We start from the raw sequence: 16,271 nt of genomic DNA on the forward strand, positions 1-16,271 counted from the left end.
GGGGAGAGGTTGTTTTTCAGTTCATTGAGGGGAAAAGCATTTGTATATATGTGGGTTTAAAATTTGCTAGCTGGTCCCATTAATTGGATGACATGCCCCATTTTGCGGTAGGGTTGAACAGTGCTTTTGCCATATAAATGGATCGAGGTGCGCTCTTGCTTCAGAAAATATTTTAACGTGCTTAAATTTTTCCCAAGAAGATTTGTCATTTGGCAATCGCTATGGCGGTATGTGCTGCCCAATGGAAGACCGCAAATAGCACGGATATGCTGTTCAAATTGTGAAGTTATGCATGCTTTTTGTGTCCAATGACCAGAATTATGGACACGCGGCGCGAGTTCATTTACTAAAAGATGACCATCCGTTAAGACAAAAAACTCAATACAAAGAACACCAACATAATCGAGGGCATCCATGACTGTTAGGCTGATTTCTTGGGCTGCTTTTTGCACGTCAAGTGGAATATGTGATGGAACAAAGGATTTATGAAGAATTCCGTTTTTGTGTTGGTTTTCAGGGCAATCATAAAAAATATGTTCTCCTTGTTTTGTGCGAGCTGAGAGAACTGAAATTTCCGATAAAAAAGGAACTATCTCTTCCAAAATACAAGGCTGCTCCTGAAAAGTCCTTAAGGCTTCGTCAAGGGTTTGTTCATCGGGGTGGTCAAGCTTGATCTGGTTTTTTCCGTCATAACCAAAACGACGCGTTTTTAAAAGACCACGTCCGCCTAAGGCATCGAGCGCGGAAAGAAGAGAAGAAGAATTGTCAACAGCATACCATGAGGCGGTGCCAATCCTTTGATCACGCAAAAATTGCTTCTCAAAAAGTCGATCTTGCGTGATCTCTAATGCTTTGGAAGAAGGATAAACAGGCTTACTCTTCTCTACATATTGAACCGTTTGAAGCGAAAGATTTTCAAATTCATAGCTGACAACATCACACTGAGAAATAAAATGATCTAAAGCTGATGTATCGTCATAGGAGGCAACAATATGGCTGTTTGCTGTTTGAGCGGCTGGGCAATTGGCCTCAGGGCAAAAAATAACTGTTCGAAATCCTAATTCTGCGGCCGCTATGGCGAGCATCCGTGCTAACTGTCCGCCGCCGATTAAACCAATGACGCTGCCTGGAGGTAACATGTTAGGTGAGAGGGTGTTGGGTGAGGGGGTGGTGTTGGGTGAGGGGGGCGTGTTGGAAAACGGTGCCATTTTAACCCTCCGTTACAGGCGTTTTGGCGACATTAGCTGTTTGTTGTTGACGCCAATCTTGTAATCGTTGGGCGAGATCATGATCATAAATGGCCATAACGGCTGCGGCTAAAAGTGCTGCATTAATTGCACCTGCTTTGCCAATTGCTAATGTGCCAACGGGTATCCCTGCTGGCATTTGCACAATTGAAAGCAAAGAATCTTGACCAGAAAGAGAATGAGAATGCACTGGAACGCCAAAAACAGGAAGAGGCGTAAGGGCTGCTAGCATACCAGGAAGATGCGCTGCGCCCCCTGCACCGGCGATTAAAACTTTAAACCCTGCTTCTTTTGCTTCTTTTGCAAATTGATAAAGGCGTTCAGGGGTTCGGTGTGCTGAGACAATATGCGAACTATGAGAAATACCAAGATTTGTCAAAATATCTGCGCTATGGCACATCGTTTGCCAATCCGATTGGCTCCCCATTAAAATCGCGACATCACATGATTTTTTCATCATTCACCATCCTTTTCAAAGGTTCAATGCGATTCTTTATCATTATTTTTTTTAAAGTTTTATATTCTCTTTGCAAAGCCAATTGATGACAGAGAAACAGTTATTTTTCAAATAAGATGGAAAGCTAAAAATTTAAAGGGGAATCTTGAGAGTTGAAAAATCAGAGTATTGAAGGTCATGAAGCACTTCTTTTGAGGGGAGGTGAATTTTGAGGAAGAGGTGTTAAGGGGTGGTGTTGGAGCCATGAGGCTGTTAAGCTTACGAGATTGTTGTTTATTTAAGATAAGAGGAAAAATATATTGAGGGAAAGCCATTGATTGTAAGGGGTTCAAAAAAATTATTCGTTTTTATTTGCCAAAATAAACACGATCACCATATATTATAAAATCTGCTGCAATTTGAAAAATTGCTTATGAGAAAAAGAGATTTATATGACGAAAATGCGTTGCAAAGTGAGGGTATTCTTTTGAGAAAAAAGGGATGTCGATCTCTTAATTTCAAAAGCTATTTATTTTGCTGTTCAAGTGATTTTTTTTAATTGAGTGGGGAAATATGCCTTTATAATGGTCAATATATCTTTAATAATGGCTGATATAAAGGGAAGCGAATAATTGACGCTTTTGTGCTTCTGTTGATTTGTGCTTTTGAGCGATTATAGAGTTCTTTATTTTTTCATTTAAATATTATGACAAGAGAAGTAAATGGCGAATTGTGAATAATAAATCCGTGGTCTCTTTTTTGCCCAATTTTGTAATATGGTGAATGCTGAAGTAAATTAAGAGTTAAACACCGGATGTAAAGGAGATTTAAAAGCTATGTTTTTTCCATTTTTAATCGCTTTAGGGACTGCAATAACGACTATGTGTGGCAAAAAAAATATAAGTTATGCTTTGTGGGTAGTTTTATTCGTTGTCATTCTTCTCACTTTCAATCATCACGCAACTTCTACTTTAAATTTATCTTTTTGAGAGAATAGCCATGGAACACGTTGAACAAAAAAATCCTCACTTCGTCATCTTTATGAATACGCTAGGACTCATTGGGTTATCTATTGTCTTGGTGGTGGCTTTTTATTATCAATTGGTAAAGTTTGAGTTACCTTGTCCCCTTTGTTTGCTGCAGCGCGTTGGATTGATGCTGGCAGGTTGTGGGTTCTTGCTCAATATTCACCATAAGGTGAAAAATACCCATTATGGTATGGTTATTCTCGGTTGTATGGTAACCAGTGCCGTTGCAGCACGGCAAGTGTTTTTGCATATCACACCCGATGATTTAGGATATGGTTCAACGTTCTTTGGATTGCATTTTTATACTTGGGCTTTCATTATTTCTGTCCTTTGTATCTTTGCTGTTTCATTTGCCATGATTTTAGGCGAATTGGCACACAAGTTCAAAGAATTTTCTCCTTTCCCATTCTTGAGTAAAGCGGCAAGTTTCTTATTTGTGTTTTTGATTGCGGCAAATTTGATTTCTACCATACTGGAATGTGGTGGTGGACAATGTGCCGATGATCCTGTAAGGTATGAATTGTTATCAAATTGGTTCCCTTCACAGTCTTGAAATTTTTTAATAATCTCTCATCATAGTTTTATTGTTAAAGAGGCGGAAATATTTAAAAGTCCGCTTCTTTTTTGTTGATTGAGAAGACATTTCAGCAAAACTTATCGATAATCTGATCTTTTGTACCAACGCTGGCTTTTATGAGCGCTTGCGATTGATGTTTTTTTTAAGCGAAGACTTGCTCTGTGAATCTTTTATACGGTCTTTTTAGGGATTTGAGGAGATTGGTTGGGGCTCTTTTGAGCTGCCCCAGATTGTTGAACTGAGTGGCTTAAAAAGCCTCGTTTTTTAAAGGTGCATTAACGATAAAAATTTTTTATTCTTGATTTTTCTTAACTTTGTATTAAATAATTCTTTGTATTCATTTTGGTGCTTCTGAAGTATCTTTGCTGCTTTTAGAGGGATTAATCTAAAATTTTGAAAATTATTTGAATAATTTTCTGCAGAGGTTTGTTTATTAGAGGCAAACCTTTTTTTTTATCTAATTTTTAGATGTTTTCTTTCAGTGTGAAGCTTTTTTTTTGGAAAAAGTAAAGTGTCTTGATGTTGACTCTCCTATTTGTTAATACCTTGATTTATAACAATAAGTTATCATTTTTAACATGAAACACAACGCTGAGCATAATAAATTTTTCTCATCATCAGTTCTCTCATATTGAATCAATTAAAATTACTTGCTTGCATATCATGAGCGGGTGGACCATGTGGGTCAAAACTGTATCAGAAAGGCATGCCTTTAATGAATTGTCTCTTGAACCGAAGGCTGTGCGCAACATTAGGAGTGGGTAGAGTTTTTGTGATGGTGCTGGGCCTTGTTCTTCCATAAACATAAAGGGGGGCTGAATGGATATTATACCCTTCATGGGGGCTATTCCTTTACGGATAGTGTTCGCGAAATGGGTGTGATGAGCGTTGTGAGAGTTGTCTTTAAAACAAGCATGTAGATATGCAACGCAAGTATATTTCTTTTGGTGCGTTTTGTCTTACGAAAAAATACTGACTTATAAGGATAAGTTATCGTTGCGAATGTTGAATGAGAAAAACGAAAAGGTTCTCTCATTTCAAATTTTCTTCTAGTCAATCAATTAAATGTACTCTCGTACGTTACAAGAAAGCACTGGGTGTAAATAAAAGTTCTTTTAAAAGTCGTAAAATGCTTCTTATGAACCCTTTTGATAGCTAGAATTTGTCGAAAAATTTTATGTTGGTCAAGGGAAATAATAGGGCGGTTTATATCTATGATTTAAGTAAAAATAGGAGGATTTAAATGAAAAGGGAGGAAAAATTTTAAAGACAGTTGTTGAAAACGTTATTGTGTAATGATTTTTTACAGACTTTCTTCTTTCTGTAAATATGTAAAAGCGTGAAAACGGAAATGTGCAAAAAAGGAAGGTGCGATTTTATGCGTGGTGTGTGATTTTATCATGGCATGGCATGGCATGGCATGGCATGTGATGAGAGGAGTGGAGGGAATGGGGTGTGGGGATAAAGAGTCTTATGAAGGGAGGGGGCGTTTTAATGAAGAGGGGGGTGTGTTGACGGGAGAGAAGATTGGGGTGTGGGGAAGTTGCTTTTGACGTGGGATTGACCGGTGCTTTGCGTGATCTTACTTTAGGGTGGTGAAGGGGCAAGAATATTTTAAAATAGGACGTATCTGTCGCGTTTGATGAAATATCATCCTTTGAGGGGTGGTGATCTGAAATCAGCAGGGGAATTCGCTAGAGTAAGAAGCTGTATTGTTGACAAACCTATGTTTACAAAGCGGTGCGAGAGGAATTTGAAAGTTTCGTTTGGCTGCTTTCTGTAAATGTAGAGAAGCATCAAAACGTTGATCCGTAAAATAAAAATGTATATCCGTAAAATGATGCGGAGGGATTTATGCTTTGTGTGCGCTTTTGCTTAATCAGAAATCAACCACAAGATTGCTTTTTGTTTTTTCGGCTGGAGCTCTCTAAAATTTTTCAAAAGTGAATGTTCTTTTTCGCTGTATGTTTCTTGATCACGGTGTGAGGCAATTTTTTCTACTGAGACATCTTCTTTTGTCACAATGTCTGCATAAAAAAAGCTCATGGGAATTTGTAGTTTTTGGGCGATTTTGAGTAAACATCCTGCGCTTACACGATTGAAGCCTTTTTCATATTTTTGGATTTGTTGGAAACTGACGCCTAAATGGCATTCCTAATGCTTTTTGAGAAAGCCTCATGGCAATTCTTCTTTGACGAATTCTTTTCCCTATCAAAATGTCGATAAAATTTGGATTTTTGGTTTGCACTTCAAGCCCCCCTCCGGTTGCGAGCGCCCTCGCATTGGTATTCCGGGAGTAGTAAAGTACTGAACCCTAGTCAGTTTTTTTGCTTTTAGTGCTTAAAGCACTTGGACATAGCAAAAGCTCCCGGAATTCCGGGATACCCACAAAAGTGAGCTCATTTTTATGTACCAAACTTTAGGGCTTTTAGTTCCCTATTGGTTGTTGCGTATACGACCAAAATTACAGTATCTTTCATAAGGCAATTTCAGAAAATTGGCAAGAGAAATCAATATCCCATAAAACGGCGTGATTTGGAGGGGTGTGGAGTACTGATTTGAGTTTTACTTAAGGGGTATAGAATGGAATAATAGCAATTGTTGCGTGTTTGCTTAATCGGAAATTAGCCACAAGATTGCTTTTTGTTTTTTGGGTTGGAGTTCTCTAAAGTTTTTCAAAAGGGTGTGTTCTTTTTCGCTATAGGTTTCTTGATTGTGGTGTAAGAGAGTTTCTTTTGTTGAAAGATCTTCTTTTGTGGCAAGGTTTGCATAAAAGAAGTTTACGGGGACATCTAGTTTTTGGGCGATTTTGAGTAAACACCCTGCGCTTACACGATTGAAGCCTTTTTCATATTTTTGGATTTGTTGAAAACTGACACCTAAATAGTTTCCTAATGCTTTTTGGGAAAGTCCTATTGAAATGCGTCTGTGACGGATTCTTTTGCCTATCAAAATGTCGATAAAATGTGGATTTTTAGTTGGCACTTCAAGCCCCCCTCCGGTTGCGAGCGCCCTCGCATTGGTATTCCGGGAGTCTGAAAGTACTGAGCTCTAGTCAGCTTTTTGCTTTTAGTGTTGAAAACACCTGGACATAGCAAAATCTCCCGGAATTCCGGGATACCCACAAAAGTGGGTTCATTTTTACGCTAGAGCTTAGGGCTTTCAGTTCCCTCTTGATCGTTGCGTGGACGATCAAAAACACGTGCTTATCAATAAAGTAATTTCAGGAGATTGGCAAATAAAAATAGTTTTTATTTATAAACTTTATTTTTTAATGAGAGGCTTTCCGCCTCTCAAACTCTCCGGAACGCTCACCAAAATCATGAGATCAGATCCGCGTTTAATGAGAGGACTAACAAGCCTTGGTTCTTAAGGTCAAGGAAACCACTACGTGGCGCCTAAAGGCGTCCTTGACAAAAGAACCATAGGAGCTTGTTTTGTCCCTCTCACGCGGCTCCGAAATCATGATTAGAAGGGGAGCTTATAGGGGGCGTGATATCAGGCATATCAATGTATCAAGCTGTTTTTCTAGAGTGTGATAAATATTTAGGCTGGATTTCTTTGTCTGGTCTGATGAAACAGTCTTGTTTGAACGGGGATCTGAAGTTTATAGGGGAAAGAGTGGCTAGGTAAAAACTGGGGGGGAAAGTAGTGTTTTCAGAGTAGCGCGGGGTGGGGTGGAAGTTTCATTTGGTTGCTTTCTGTAAATGTGTAAAAGCGTAAAAACGGAAATGTGTAAAAAAGGAAAAGGTTTTATGTTGTTAGGGGGTGTTGTGGTTAATGAGACGGAATGTATAGGGATCGTGCTTTTAAGGTAGGGAGAGCAACATAAATGGAAGGAGTGGCTTAGAGGAAATGTGTGGAGAGAGGAAAAATGGGGCAAGGCTGTATGGGAAATGCATAGAGAGTGGCGTGTGGGGTGGTGAAGGATGTTGTGGAAGGTTGCGTGAAGAATGGAGGAGGTTTTTGAGAAAAGGAGGGGGCTTTTGGTGTGGGGAGTGGTGTTTATCTGAAGGGCGCATGTTTAAGGTGTGGAAGGGAGAAGGTGAGGAAAAGTTGGAGGGAGGATGATTGTTTGTAAGTGGTGGAGGATAAGTCAGAGGCGTTGGGAAAATGCTTGAGGGGGAGAAAATTTAGCGTAATTTCTCGTCACTCTGAAATCAAGATCATCATAAAAATTGGAGGAAATGGGTGGGTAAAATTGGTGGAGAGAAAGTTTTGTGCCAAAATGTGTGGGGTGATGTTTTTTGAGCGCATGAGAGAGTAAACTTGAAAAACCTTTCTCTTTTTGTTGAATTTTTATTCACAAACTCAAGAAAATAGGGTATGAACGCTGGAAATAACGCACAGCTTAACAAAAATGTGCACTGTAAAGGAAATGTTTGTTTATGTCAAAAGAAGAAGTTTTAGAATTTTCTGGTATCGTTACTGAACTCTTACCGAACGCAATGTTTCGTGTGAAACTGGAAAATGATCATGAAATTATTGCGCATACTGCTGGTAGAATGCGAAAAAATCGTATTCGCGTGTTGGCAGGTGATAAAATCATGGTGGAAATGACACCTTATGATTTGACAAAAGGGCGCATTACATATCGCTATAAGTAGCCTTAGGGGTGGCTTGTGCTTTTTTCGAAAAGCTCTCATATTGTTTCTATTATTTTTTAACAGTTTTTAAGCTTGCTTTTCATGAGTGAAAAAAGGGGAGTGTTTGAATGGCCTTGAAAAACTGTAAAATTAATGCGGAAAAAGATCAAGGAGATTAATGGCGCTTAAAAAGGGGCTCTTAAAAGGGAGTGCTTAAAAAGGGGCGCTTAAAGGGGGTCGCGTAAAAGGGGGTGTTTAAAAGGGGTGAGAGGGAAGTCGATTGTGAAGGGGTGGAAATGAAAAATATAAGAGAGTGGGGGAAAAAACGTTTGGCAGATGCTCTTACAGAAGAAATTCATTTGGTGCTTGCTTCCGCTTCGCCAAGGCGTTTAGCGCTCTTAGCACAAATAGGGATTGATCCTCAGCAGGTTTGTGCAAGCGATATTGATGAAACGCCAAAATTAAAAGAACATCCTGCAAACCTTGCCAAACGTTTGGCAAAAGAAAAAGCGCTGAAAGCCCAAGAAATTTTGCGCTGGTACAATCAGAATGCTCAAGAAGAGTTGCAGAATGGTCAAGAAGAATTACCTCAACAGAAAATGATTATCTTGGCTGCTGATACGGTGGTGGCTGTGGGGCGCACCATTCTCCCTAAACCAGAGGGTGAAGACGAGGCTTATGAATGTTTGCGATACCTTTCGGGGCGGGCGCATAAGGTCTATGGCGCTATTTGTGCCTTGAATGAAAAGGGGAAAAAAACCGTAAAATTGGTTGAAAGTCGTGTCCGTTTTAGACGCTTAACCCCTGCTGTGATGAAGGCTTACCTTGCTTCAGGAGAATGGCAAGGGAAAGCGGGTGGCTACGCTATTCAGGGAAAAGCCGGTGCTTTTGTTGTCTATATCAGGGGTTCTTATTCCAATGTGGTTGGTTTACCGTTGGCTGAAACAGCCGATCTCTTGACCGCTTATCACTATCCGCTTTTTACGCACTGGGCTGAAGAAACGCATTAGAAAAACTTTAAGGCAAGATCAATGCAAGGTGAAAACCAAAAAAAAGAGAAAAGCCAAAATGAAAAAAAAAGGAACAGAAGAAAAACTAATGAAGGAGCAAATGACAAAGGTGCGCCAAGAAAAAAAAGAGCTCAATTTGCAAAAAGAGACTCGCCCTCCGCATCCTTGTCCGATTTGTGGTCAGATGGCACAACAAAACGCCTATCCTTTTTGTTCCACACGGTGCCGAGCCATTGATCTTAATCGTTGGCTTTCTGGCGCTTATATTTTACCGCCCCCGCCGCAGAAAAGTGATGAGGAAGAATAAAGAGTCCTCTTGAGGAGAGAATGCTCAGAGCGTTTTTTGTGTTGGAGCTTAAGGGGGTACGCGGGATTATCGTAAATGGATTCAAGGGTTGGATTAACGGCTTGCTTATTGTCGTCGTTCGTAGAGATGCAGATTAAGTTCAATCAATGGTGGAAGTGTTAATACATATCTAAGACTTAGCACCAGTGGTTCCCATGGATCATTATAAATTTCTTTGTTGCGGGGAGGTCGATAATGTCTTTAGGGTGTGAGGGAAGAATTGATCATCTCATCAGTATTGCTGAGGTATGGCTAACGAAAAAGAAGGGGCGCGTGTTTTGGTGCAAATAGATGGGGCAGCAAACAATCGCTTGTTGGTGCTTTTGCTGGGTAATGGTATGGTGTCATTTGGGGGCTGGATTGATTATATCGTGATTTTGACCGTATCTGTGTTCACTTGGAAAGCTGATCAATATGATGTCGCTTTTATTGGAGCGGCAACATTATTACCTGGTATCGTTCTGTCTAAGCCAATTGGAATGTTGGTCAGTCATCATTATATGATCCATTGGTTGCGGGCGTCACTGTTGTTACGGGCGCTATGTACTGTCGGTTTATTAATGGCGACGAGTCTGCAAGGATTTATTATACTGGCAGTTATTCGAGCGGCATTCAATAGTGTCGCCATGCCTGCAATTTCCGTTCTTAGTGCAAATTCGGTGCCTAAACACGAACGGACCCGTTACTATTCTGTGCTTAATATGATCAATAGCATGGCGAAGATGATAGGACCTGCTTTGGGGAGTACGCTTTGTCGCGTTTTTGTCAGATACCTATACTTTATTGTTTTCTGGTTTTTTGACATTGCTAGGCTTTATCGTGTTTTGTTTTATTGGTGCACAACCTGTCTCGTCGCTAAGAATAAAAAAAGCGAATACCACGCAAGCACAGCAGAGGCTTTATGGGACAACTTGGTATGCCTATGTGGCGGTGATATTTGTGTATTTTGCCATGATCTTTATGGTGAATAATCAGTTGCCCGTTATTCTTAGTGTAATGAAAATGAATAAACAAGCTCTTGGGATGTTGGTATCGGCTTCGGCGATTGGTAATTTTCTCTATGGGTTTTGGCGTGTGAAACAATCAAAGCATAAACCCCTTACAGGCAAAATATCGGAGTTGTTAATGCCGGCAATGTCATCAATGATTGGTTTTGTCTTGATCTCTGTGTGCTTTTTTTACTTTGATTTACTCCGTATTGAGACTTTGTTGTTCTGTTTTTTTCTTATTGGAATGGTGAGCGCTTACTTTTCCATATCTTCTAATGTTTATCTGGTAAGCAATTTCAATGAACAGATTGGGGTGGCTTCCGGATGGGTGCAGTCTATACAAAATTTAGCTATGTTGGTGGCGCCCTTTGTTGGAGCGTTTGTTTTAGGTCACACTTCGGCTGGAAAATTGTTCCTTCTTTCTGGATTGAGTGGATTATTCTGTTTATTGGCTATCAGGATATTGGTGAACCGTTCTTTGTCAATTGTTCGTTCTCAATGATTGGCTCATCAACGAAACATGTATTTTAAATCATTTTTCTGAGATTCAGGGGGCACGGGAATAATCCAGCATCGGGAAGCTTTTTCAACGTTATAGATTCAATTTTTGATTTTTACTTAACCGCTCATATGTTTTTTTTCGGGGCTTTGCCTTCTTGACACTGTTCCACTGTCTCGTAAACTCAATAGGGGGCATGGTTTTGAGCAACAATGTCATTTTTGTGTGACTCTGCTTTGCTACGAATAGTCAAACTTTAAACCCCAGTCGCTGATCCTCAAGCAGCTTGGCTTAAAGCAATAACAGAAACAGAAAACGAGCTATAGCGTGAATTATCCTATCATGCTGTAAAACATCACTCTTTGGGGGGGATATCAGGTATGGGAAATTTTAAGCAGGGGGGGAGGATATATTGATCGTTGCATTTTTTCCTAATCAGAAATTAACCATAAGATTGCCTTTTGTTTTTTTGGCTGGAGGTCTCTAAAATTTTTTAAAAGGGTGTGTTCTTTTTCGCTATAGGTGCATTGATCATGGTGTGGGGCATGTATTGAAAGATTTTCTTTTGTGGCAATGTCTGCATAAAAAAAGTTCACGGGAATTTCTAGTTTTTGGGCGATTTCCAGTAAACATTTGGCACTTACACGATTGAAGCCTTTTTCGTATTTTTGGATTTGTTGAAAACTGACGCCTAAATGGCTCCCTAATGCTTTTTGGGAAAGTCCTATTGAAATGCGCCTGTAACGGATTCTTTTGCCTATCAAAATGTCGATAAAATGTGGATTTTTAGTTGGCACTTCAAGCCCCCCTCCGGTTGCGAGCGCCCTCGCATTGGTATTCCGGGAGTCTGAAAGTACTGAGCTCTAGTCAGCTTTTTGCTTTTAGTGCTTAAAGCACCTGGACATAGCAAAATCTCCCGGAACCCCGGGACACCCACAAGAGTGGGTTCATTTTTACGCTAGAGCTTAGGGCTTTCAGTTCCCTCTTGATCGCTGCGTAGACGACCAAAATTACACTTTAAGTGATAAAGTAATTTCAGAAGATTGGCAAGAAAAATCAATATGTCATAAAACAGTATTGTTTGAGGGATGTGGTGATATCAGGTATGGGAAATTTTAGGCAGGGGGGGAGGATATATTGATCGTTGCATTTTTGCTTAATCAGAAATTAACCATAAGATTGCTTTTTGTTTTTTCGGCTGGAGCTCTCTAAAATTTTTTAAAAGTGCCTGTTCTTTTTCGCTATAGGTTTCTTGATCATGGTGTGGGGCATGTATTGAAAGATTTTCTTTTGTAGGAATATCTTCTTTTGTGGCAATGTCTGCATAAAAAAAGTTCACGGGGACATCTAGTTTTTGGGCGATTTCCAGTAAACATTTGGCACTTACACGATTGAAGCCTTTTTCGTATTTTTGGATTTGTTGAAAACTGACGCCTAAATGGCTTCCTAATGCTTTTTGGGAAAGTCCTATTGAAATGCGCCTGTAACGGATTCTTTTGCCTATCAAAATGTCGATAAAATTTGGATTTTTAGTTGGCACTTCAAGCCCCCCTCCGGTTGCGAGCGCCCTCGCATTGGTATTCCGGGAGGTTGAAAATACTGAACCTAAATCAGCTTTTTGCTTTTAGTGTTGAGAACACTTGGACATAGCAAAATCTCCCGGAATTCCGGGATACCCGCAAAGCGGGTTCGTTTTTACGCTAGAGCTTAGGGCTTGTCTTCCCTCTTGATCGCTGTGTTGGCGATCAAAAACACGCTTTAAATGGTAAAGTAGTTTCAGAAAATTGGCAAGAAAAATCAAAAATATTTTTTATTCTGTTATGCCATAAAACATCGCTCTTTTAGGGGGGAAGAGCTAGAATATTCATGATAGGGCTTGATTTGTTGAGTCTGAGGAAGTGCTGTCGTTTGAGGAGGGGTGTCTGAAGACTGTAAGGGGATTAGGCAAAAAGCTTTGTTCGTTTATAGACTATTGTTTATAGAGCAGCGTGGGGTGGTGAACCTTTCCTTTAGCTTTGTTCTGTAAAGATGTAAAAGCGTAAAAATGTATATCCGTAAAAGTGAAGTGGAGGACTTATGGATTTATGCATTGTGCGTGTTTTGGGTCATGTTGGGCTTTTGTCTAGCATGGAATGTGGTGAGATAAATGGGGGGACGCATTTGTGAATGGAGCGGGGAAGTTGGGAGGAAGAGGGGTGTTAAGCGCGTTGGTTGGAGAAGAGTGTGTAAGGGAATATTTTAGGCTGGACTTAACTGCCTTGTCTGATGAAGTGCGTCTTTTGGGGGGTGGTGATAATTATATGAAGTGATCAGTAGTCCTTCCTTAGATAAGAAGCTGGATTGTTTACAGACCAGTGTTTACAAAGCGGTGTGCGGGGCGATAGTTTGGAAGTTTCGTTGGCTTACGTTCTGTAAAGATGTAAAAGCGTAAAAATGTATATCCGTAAAAGTGAAGTGGAGGACTTATGGATTTATGCATTGTGCGTGTTTTGGGGTCATGTTGGGCTTTTGTCTGGCGGGGAATGGGGTGAGATAAATGGGGGAAAGAGTGCTGTGAATGGAGGGGAAGTTGGGAGGAAGAGGGGTGTTAAGTTGTTAAGTGTGTGATGGTGAGGCTGTGATGGTGGGGTTATAGGGGAGTTGCAGTTTTTATTTAAATAATGACAGTGTGCCTTTCTCTCCCTCTTGCTATAGGGCTTGTGAGGACCCATATTCTTTTTAGCACTACGGTTCTTCTTCATGTGGCATCATTTGCGGTGTTTTGTGGGGGGTGGTTGGTCCTTTGAAGATGTCTCTTTTGTGGAATGTTGGGGGAATTTAAAGTGCGGTGGTGGCTTGAGATTTAAGGAAAAAAAATGAACTTGGAAAAATATAGCGAACGTGTGCAGGGTTTTTTACAATCAGCACAAAGTGGTGCCCTTGCTTCTGATCATCAGCAGTTTTTGCCGGAGCATCTGTTGAAAGTGTTGTTAGACGATTCTCAAGGATTGGCAGCATCACTGATACAAAAAGCGGGTGGTGATCTTACTCTTATTCGAAAGGCGCTTAACGAAGCGCTTAATGCTTTGCCTAAAGTGCAAGGGGGAAATGGACAGCTCTATCTCTCTCAGCCGTTGGCAAAAGTCTTTAACATAGCGGAAGATCTGGCGAAAAAAGCTGGTGATCAATTTGTGACTGTGGAGCGTGTGTTGCAAGCGCTGATCATGGAAAAGACCGCAAAAACTGCTGATATTCTTACAAGCGGAGGGTTGACAGCGCAAGCGCTTAATGAGGCTATTAATGATTTGCGGAAGGGAAAAACAGCAACAAGCCCCCATGCCGAAAGCCAATATGATGCTTTGCAAAAATATGCTCGTGATTTGACAAAAGATGCCCGTGAAGGAAAACTGGATCCTGTTATTGGGCGGGAAGAGGAAATCCGCCGCACTATTCAGGTGCTTTCACGGCGGACCAAAAATAATCCTGTGCTTATTGGTGAACCAGGGGTGGGGAAAACAGCTATCGTGGAAGGGTTGGCATTGCGCATTGTTAATGGTGATGTGCCTGAAACCTTGCGTGATAAACAGCTTCATGCACTGGATATGGGAGCGCTTATCGCTGGTGCAAAATATCGTGGGGAATTCGAAGAGCGCCTTAAAGCGGTGCTGGCAGAGGTGCAAGCTGAAAATGGGCAGATCATTTTGTTTATCGATGAATTGCATAATCTCGTTGGGGCTGGAAAATCTGACGGGCCTATGGATGCTTCTAACTTGTTAAAGCCTGCTCTTGCACGCGGAGAGCTCCATTGTGTGGGGGCTACTACGCTCGATGAATATCGAAAATATGTTGAAAAAGATGCTGCTCTTGCACGCCGCTTTCAGCCTGTCTTTGTACCGGAACCCTCTTTAGAGGATACTATCTCTATTTTGCGCGGTATTAAAGAAAAATATGAACAACATCACAAAGTGCGCTTGGCAGATAGTGCTTTGATTGCGGCGGCGCGTTTGTCTAACCGCTATATTACGGATCGTTTCTTGCCGGATAAAGCTATTGACCTTATCGATGAAGCGGCGGCGCGGTTGCGCATGCAGGTCGATTCAAAGCCGGAAGAACTCGATGCTGTTGATCGGCGTATTTTACAGTTGAAAATTGAACGGGAAGCTTTGAAAACAGATGTCGAGCCAACAGCAAAAGAACGTTTGAAAAATGTGCAGGAGGAACTGAAAACATTGGAACAACAGTCCGCTGAGATGACAACGGCTTGGCAGGCTGAGAAACAAAAATTAGGGCATGCTGCTGATTTGAAAAAACAACTCGAAGAAGCCCGTAATGCTTTGGCTATTGCACAACGTGATGGACAATTCCAACGTGCTGGAGAGCTCGCTTATAGTGTTATCCCTGAACTCGAAAAACAATTGAGCATCGCGGAAAATGATGATCAACAAAATCATCTCGTTGAAGAGACGGTTACTGCTGAACATGTGGCACGGATTGTTTCGCGCTGGACCGGTATTCCTGTTGATCGGATGCTGGAGGCAGAACGGGAGGCGCTGTTGCGGATGGAAGATGAAATTAGCAAACGTGTGATTGGGCAGGGAGAGGCTGTGCAAGCTGTTTCTCGCGCTGTACGTCGTGCGCGCGCAGGGTTGCAAGATCCCAATCGCCCGCTTGGCTCTTTCATGTTTTTGGGTCCTACCGGTGTGGGAAAAACCGAATTAACTAAAGCACTTGCCGCTTTTCTGTTCCAAGACTCCAATGCCATGTTGCGCATCGATATGTCTGAATATATGGAAAAGCATGCTGGGGCGCGGCTGATTGGGGCGCCGCCTGGATATGTTGGATATGAAGAGGGTGGGGTGCTGACGGAAGCTGTACGTAGAAGACCTTACCAGGTCATTCTATTCGACGAAATTGAAAAAGCACATCCGGATATTTTTAATCTCTTGTTGCAAGTGTTGGATGAGGGACGTTTGACCGATAGTCAAGGACGTACTGTCGATTTTCGCAATACCTTGCTGATTATGACTTCTAATCTTGGTGCTGAATTTTTAACCGCTTTGCCTGAAGGACAAACAACCGATCAGGCAAAAAATGATGTTATGAATGTCGTGAAAGCGGCTTTCCGTCCGGAGTTTTTAAACCGTATTGATGAGATTATTCTCTTTCAAAGGCTGCAACGTCACGATATGGAAGCGATCGTCGATATTCAGATAGAACATTTGCAAAATTTGCTCAATGAACGCAAAATAACTTTGCAAATCGAGCCAGAGGTGAGAAAATTTCTTGCCGATAAAGGCTATGATCCGCTCTATGGTGCGCGTCCGCTTAAACGGATTATCCAAAAAGAAATTCAAGATCCACTGGCGGAAAATATCTTATTTGGAAAAATTCACGATGAATCAACGGTGAAAATTACAAAACAAGGCGATCGGTTGGAATTTTTTCCTGAAGATTAAGTGTGGAGAAATTCACGCTATAAAGAGCGGTGATAATCCTATTATGTGATAAAACACCGCTCTTTGAGGCGTGCTGATTTAGAAAATTCACGATGAGACAGCGGTGTTTTATTGCAAA

15 protein-coding genes and 1 pseudogene are annotated in these 16,271 nt (G+C 41.1%); 10 read left to right on the forward strand and 6 right to left on the reverse strand.

Translation table 11 applies throughout. The annotated features are described in order from the left end of the window. Positions 1-56: 56 nt before the first annotated feature. Together ACFIJP_RS02385 and purE are read right to left on the reverse strand one after the other, a co-directional pair. Complete coding sequence (locus ACFIJP_RS02385) at positions 57-1,208, reverse strand: 5-(carboxyamino)imidazole ribonucleotide synthase (protein WP_375625364.1); 1,152 nt, start codon at positions 1,206-1,208, stop codon at positions 57-59. A gap of 1 nt (position 1,209) precedes the next feature. Further along, positions 1,210-1,707: a 5-(carboxyamino)imidazole ribonucleotide mutase gene (purE, locus tag ACFIJP_RS02390; protein ID WP_375625365.1), complete on the reverse strand. Its 498-nt coding sequence runs from the start codon at positions 1,705-1,707 to the stop codon at positions 1,210-1,212. 812 nt (positions 1,708-2,519) lie between these two features. Between purE and ACFIJP_RS02395 the strand changes: the two genes are divergently transcribed. The 3 genes from ACFIJP_RS02395 (at position 2,520) to ACFIJP_RS02405 (ending at position 4,841) form a co-directional block, all read left to right on the forward strand. After that, positions 2,520-2,672 carry a DUF5993 family protein gene (locus ACFIJP_RS02395; RefSeq protein WP_375625366.1) on the forward strand — a complete coding sequence of 51 codons (153 nt, stop codon included), beginning with the start codon at positions 2,520-2,522 and terminating at the stop codon, positions 2,670-2,672. 10 nt (positions 2,673-2,682) lie between these two features. Further along, positions 2,683-3,264 (forward strand): disulfide bond formation protein B, encoded by a 582-nt coding sequence (locus ACFIJP_RS02400; RefSeq protein WP_375625367.1) that lies wholly within the window; start codon positions 2,683-2,685, stop codon positions 3,262-3,264. A 1,406-nt stretch (positions 3,265-4,670) separates the two neighbouring features. Continuing rightward, positions 4,671-4,841: a hypothetical protein gene (locus ACFIJP_RS02405; RefSeq protein ID WP_375625368.1), complete on the forward strand. Its 171-nt coding sequence runs from the start codon at positions 4,671-4,673 to the stop codon at positions 4,839-4,841. Positions 4,842-5,163: 322 nt separating this feature from the next. Here ACFIJP_RS02405 and ACFIJP_RS02410 read toward each other — a convergent pair. Next, positions 5,164-5,536, reverse strand: a pseudogene (locus tag ACFIJP_RS02410) (helix-turn-helix domain-containing protein). A 365-nt stretch (positions 5,537-5,901) separates the two neighbouring features. Beyond that, positions 5,902-6,273, reverse strand: a complete 372-nt coding sequence (locus ACFIJP_RS02415) for a helix-turn-helix domain-containing protein (protein ID WP_375625369.1) — start codon at positions 6,271-6,273, stop codon at positions 5,902-5,904. Positions 6,274-7,676: 1,403 nt separating this feature from the next. On the opposite strand from ACFIJP_RS02415, the gene infA reads away from it, so the two are divergent. From infA to ACFIJP_RS02440, 5 genes are all read left to right on the forward strand, one after another. Then, positions 7,677-7,895 carry a translation initiation factor IF-1 gene (infA, locus tag ACFIJP_RS02420; protein ID WP_004857577.1) on the forward strand — a complete coding sequence of 73 codons (219 nt, stop codon included), beginning with the start codon at positions 7,677-7,679 and terminating at the stop codon, positions 7,893-7,895. A gap of 275 nt (positions 7,896-8,170) precedes the next feature. After that, on the forward strand, positions 8,171-8,884 hold the full coding sequence (locus tag ACFIJP_RS02425; protein ID WP_375625370.1) for a Maf family nucleotide pyrophosphatase: 714 nt from the start codon (positions 8,171-8,173) through the stop codon (positions 8,882-8,884). Positions 8,885-8,942: 58 nt separating this feature from the next. Further along, positions 8,943-9,191, forward strand: coding sequence for a DNA gyrase inhibitor YacG (yacG, locus tag ACFIJP_RS02430; RefSeq protein ID WP_375625371.1), 249 nt, complete (start codon positions 8,943-8,945; stop codon positions 9,189-9,191). Positions 9,192-9,478: 287 nt separating this feature from the next. After that, a complete protein-coding gene (locus ACFIJP_RS02435) occupies positions 9,479-10,201 on the forward strand; it encodes an MFS transporter (protein ID WP_375625372.1) in 723 nt (240 codons plus the stop codon). Between the two features lie 31 nt (positions 10,202-10,232). Beyond that, a complete protein-coding gene (locus ACFIJP_RS02440; RefSeq protein ID WP_375625373.1) occupies positions 10,233-10,721 on the forward strand; it encodes a hypothetical protein in 489 nt (162 codons plus the stop codon). 428 nt (positions 10,722-11,149) lie between these two features. Here the strand turns inward: ACFIJP_RS02440 and ACFIJP_RS02445 are convergent, their stop codons facing one another. Next, positions 11,150-11,515, reverse strand: a complete 366-nt coding sequence (locus ACFIJP_RS02445; protein WP_375625374.1) for a helix-turn-helix domain-containing protein — start codon at positions 11,513-11,515, stop codon at positions 11,150-11,152. A gap of 359 nt (positions 11,516-11,874) precedes the next feature. Then, complete coding sequence (locus tag ACFIJP_RS02450; protein ID WP_375625375.1) at positions 11,875-12,258, reverse strand: helix-turn-helix domain-containing protein; 384 nt, start codon at positions 12,256-12,258, stop codon at positions 11,875-11,877. 622 nt (positions 12,259-12,880) lie between these two features. On the opposite strand from ACFIJP_RS02450, the gene ACFIJP_RS02455 reads away from it, so the two are divergent. Continuing rightward, positions 12,881-13,027: a hypothetical protein gene (locus ACFIJP_RS02455; RefSeq protein WP_375625376.1), complete on the forward strand. Its 147-nt coding sequence runs from the start codon at positions 12,881-12,883 to the stop codon at positions 13,025-13,027. A 546-nt stretch (positions 13,028-13,573) separates the two neighbouring features. Beyond that, the gene (clpB, locus tag ACFIJP_RS02460) at positions 13,574-16,153 is read left to right on the forward strand and encodes an ATP-dependent chaperone ClpB (protein WP_375625377.1); all 2,580 of its coding nucleotides are present in this window, start codon (positions 13,574-13,576) and stop codon (positions 16,151-16,153) included. The last annotated feature ends 118 nt before the right edge of the window (positions 16,154-16,271 follow it).

It is taken from the genome of Bartonella sp. MU37NMGALS (assembly GCF_042194015.1).
GTDB classification, from domain to species: domain Bacteria; phylum Pseudomonadota; class Alphaproteobacteria; order Rhizobiales; family Rhizobiaceae; genus Bartonella; species Bartonella grahamii.

Bases quoted from the DNA above. Each gene is read 5' to 3' on its own strand.
- ACFIJP_RS02385 (WP_375625364.1), bottom strand. From the start codon at position 1,208: ATGGCACCGTTTTCCAACACGCCCCCCTCACCCAACACCACCCCCTCA.
- purE (WP_375625365.1), bottom strand. From the start codon at position 1,707: ATGATGAAAAAATCATGTGATGTCGCGATTTTAATGGGGAGCCAATCG.
- ACFIJP_RS02395 (WP_375625366.1), top strand. From the start codon at position 2,520: ATGTTTTTTCCATTTTTAATCGCTTTAGGGACTGCAATAACGACTATG.
- ACFIJP_RS02400 (WP_375625367.1), top strand. From the start codon at position 2,683: ATGGAACACGTTGAACAAAAAAATCCTCACTTCGTCATCTTTATGAAT.
- infA (WP_004857577.1), top strand. From the start codon at position 7,677: ATGTCAAAAGAAGAAGTTTTAGAATTTTCTGGTATCGTTACTGAACTC.
- ACFIJP_RS02425 (WP_375625370.1), top strand. From the start codon at position 8,171: ATGAAAAATATAAGAGAGTGGGGGAAAAAACGTTTGGCAGATGCTCTT.
- yacG (WP_375625371.1), top strand. From the start codon at position 8,943: ATGAAAAAAAAAGGAACAGAAGAAAAACTAATGAAGGAGCAAATGACA.
- ACFIJP_RS02435 (WP_375625372.1), top strand. From the start codon at position 9,479: ATGGCTAACGAAAAAGAAGGGGCGCGTGTTTTGGTGCAAATAGATGGG.
- ACFIJP_RS02440 (WP_375625373.1), top strand. From the start codon at position 10,233: ATGAATAAACAAGCTCTTGGGATGTTGGTATCGGCTTCGGCGATTGGT.
- clpB (WP_375625377.1), top strand. From the start codon at position 13,574: ATGAACTTGGAAAAATATAGCGAACGTGTGCAGGGTTTTTTACAATCA.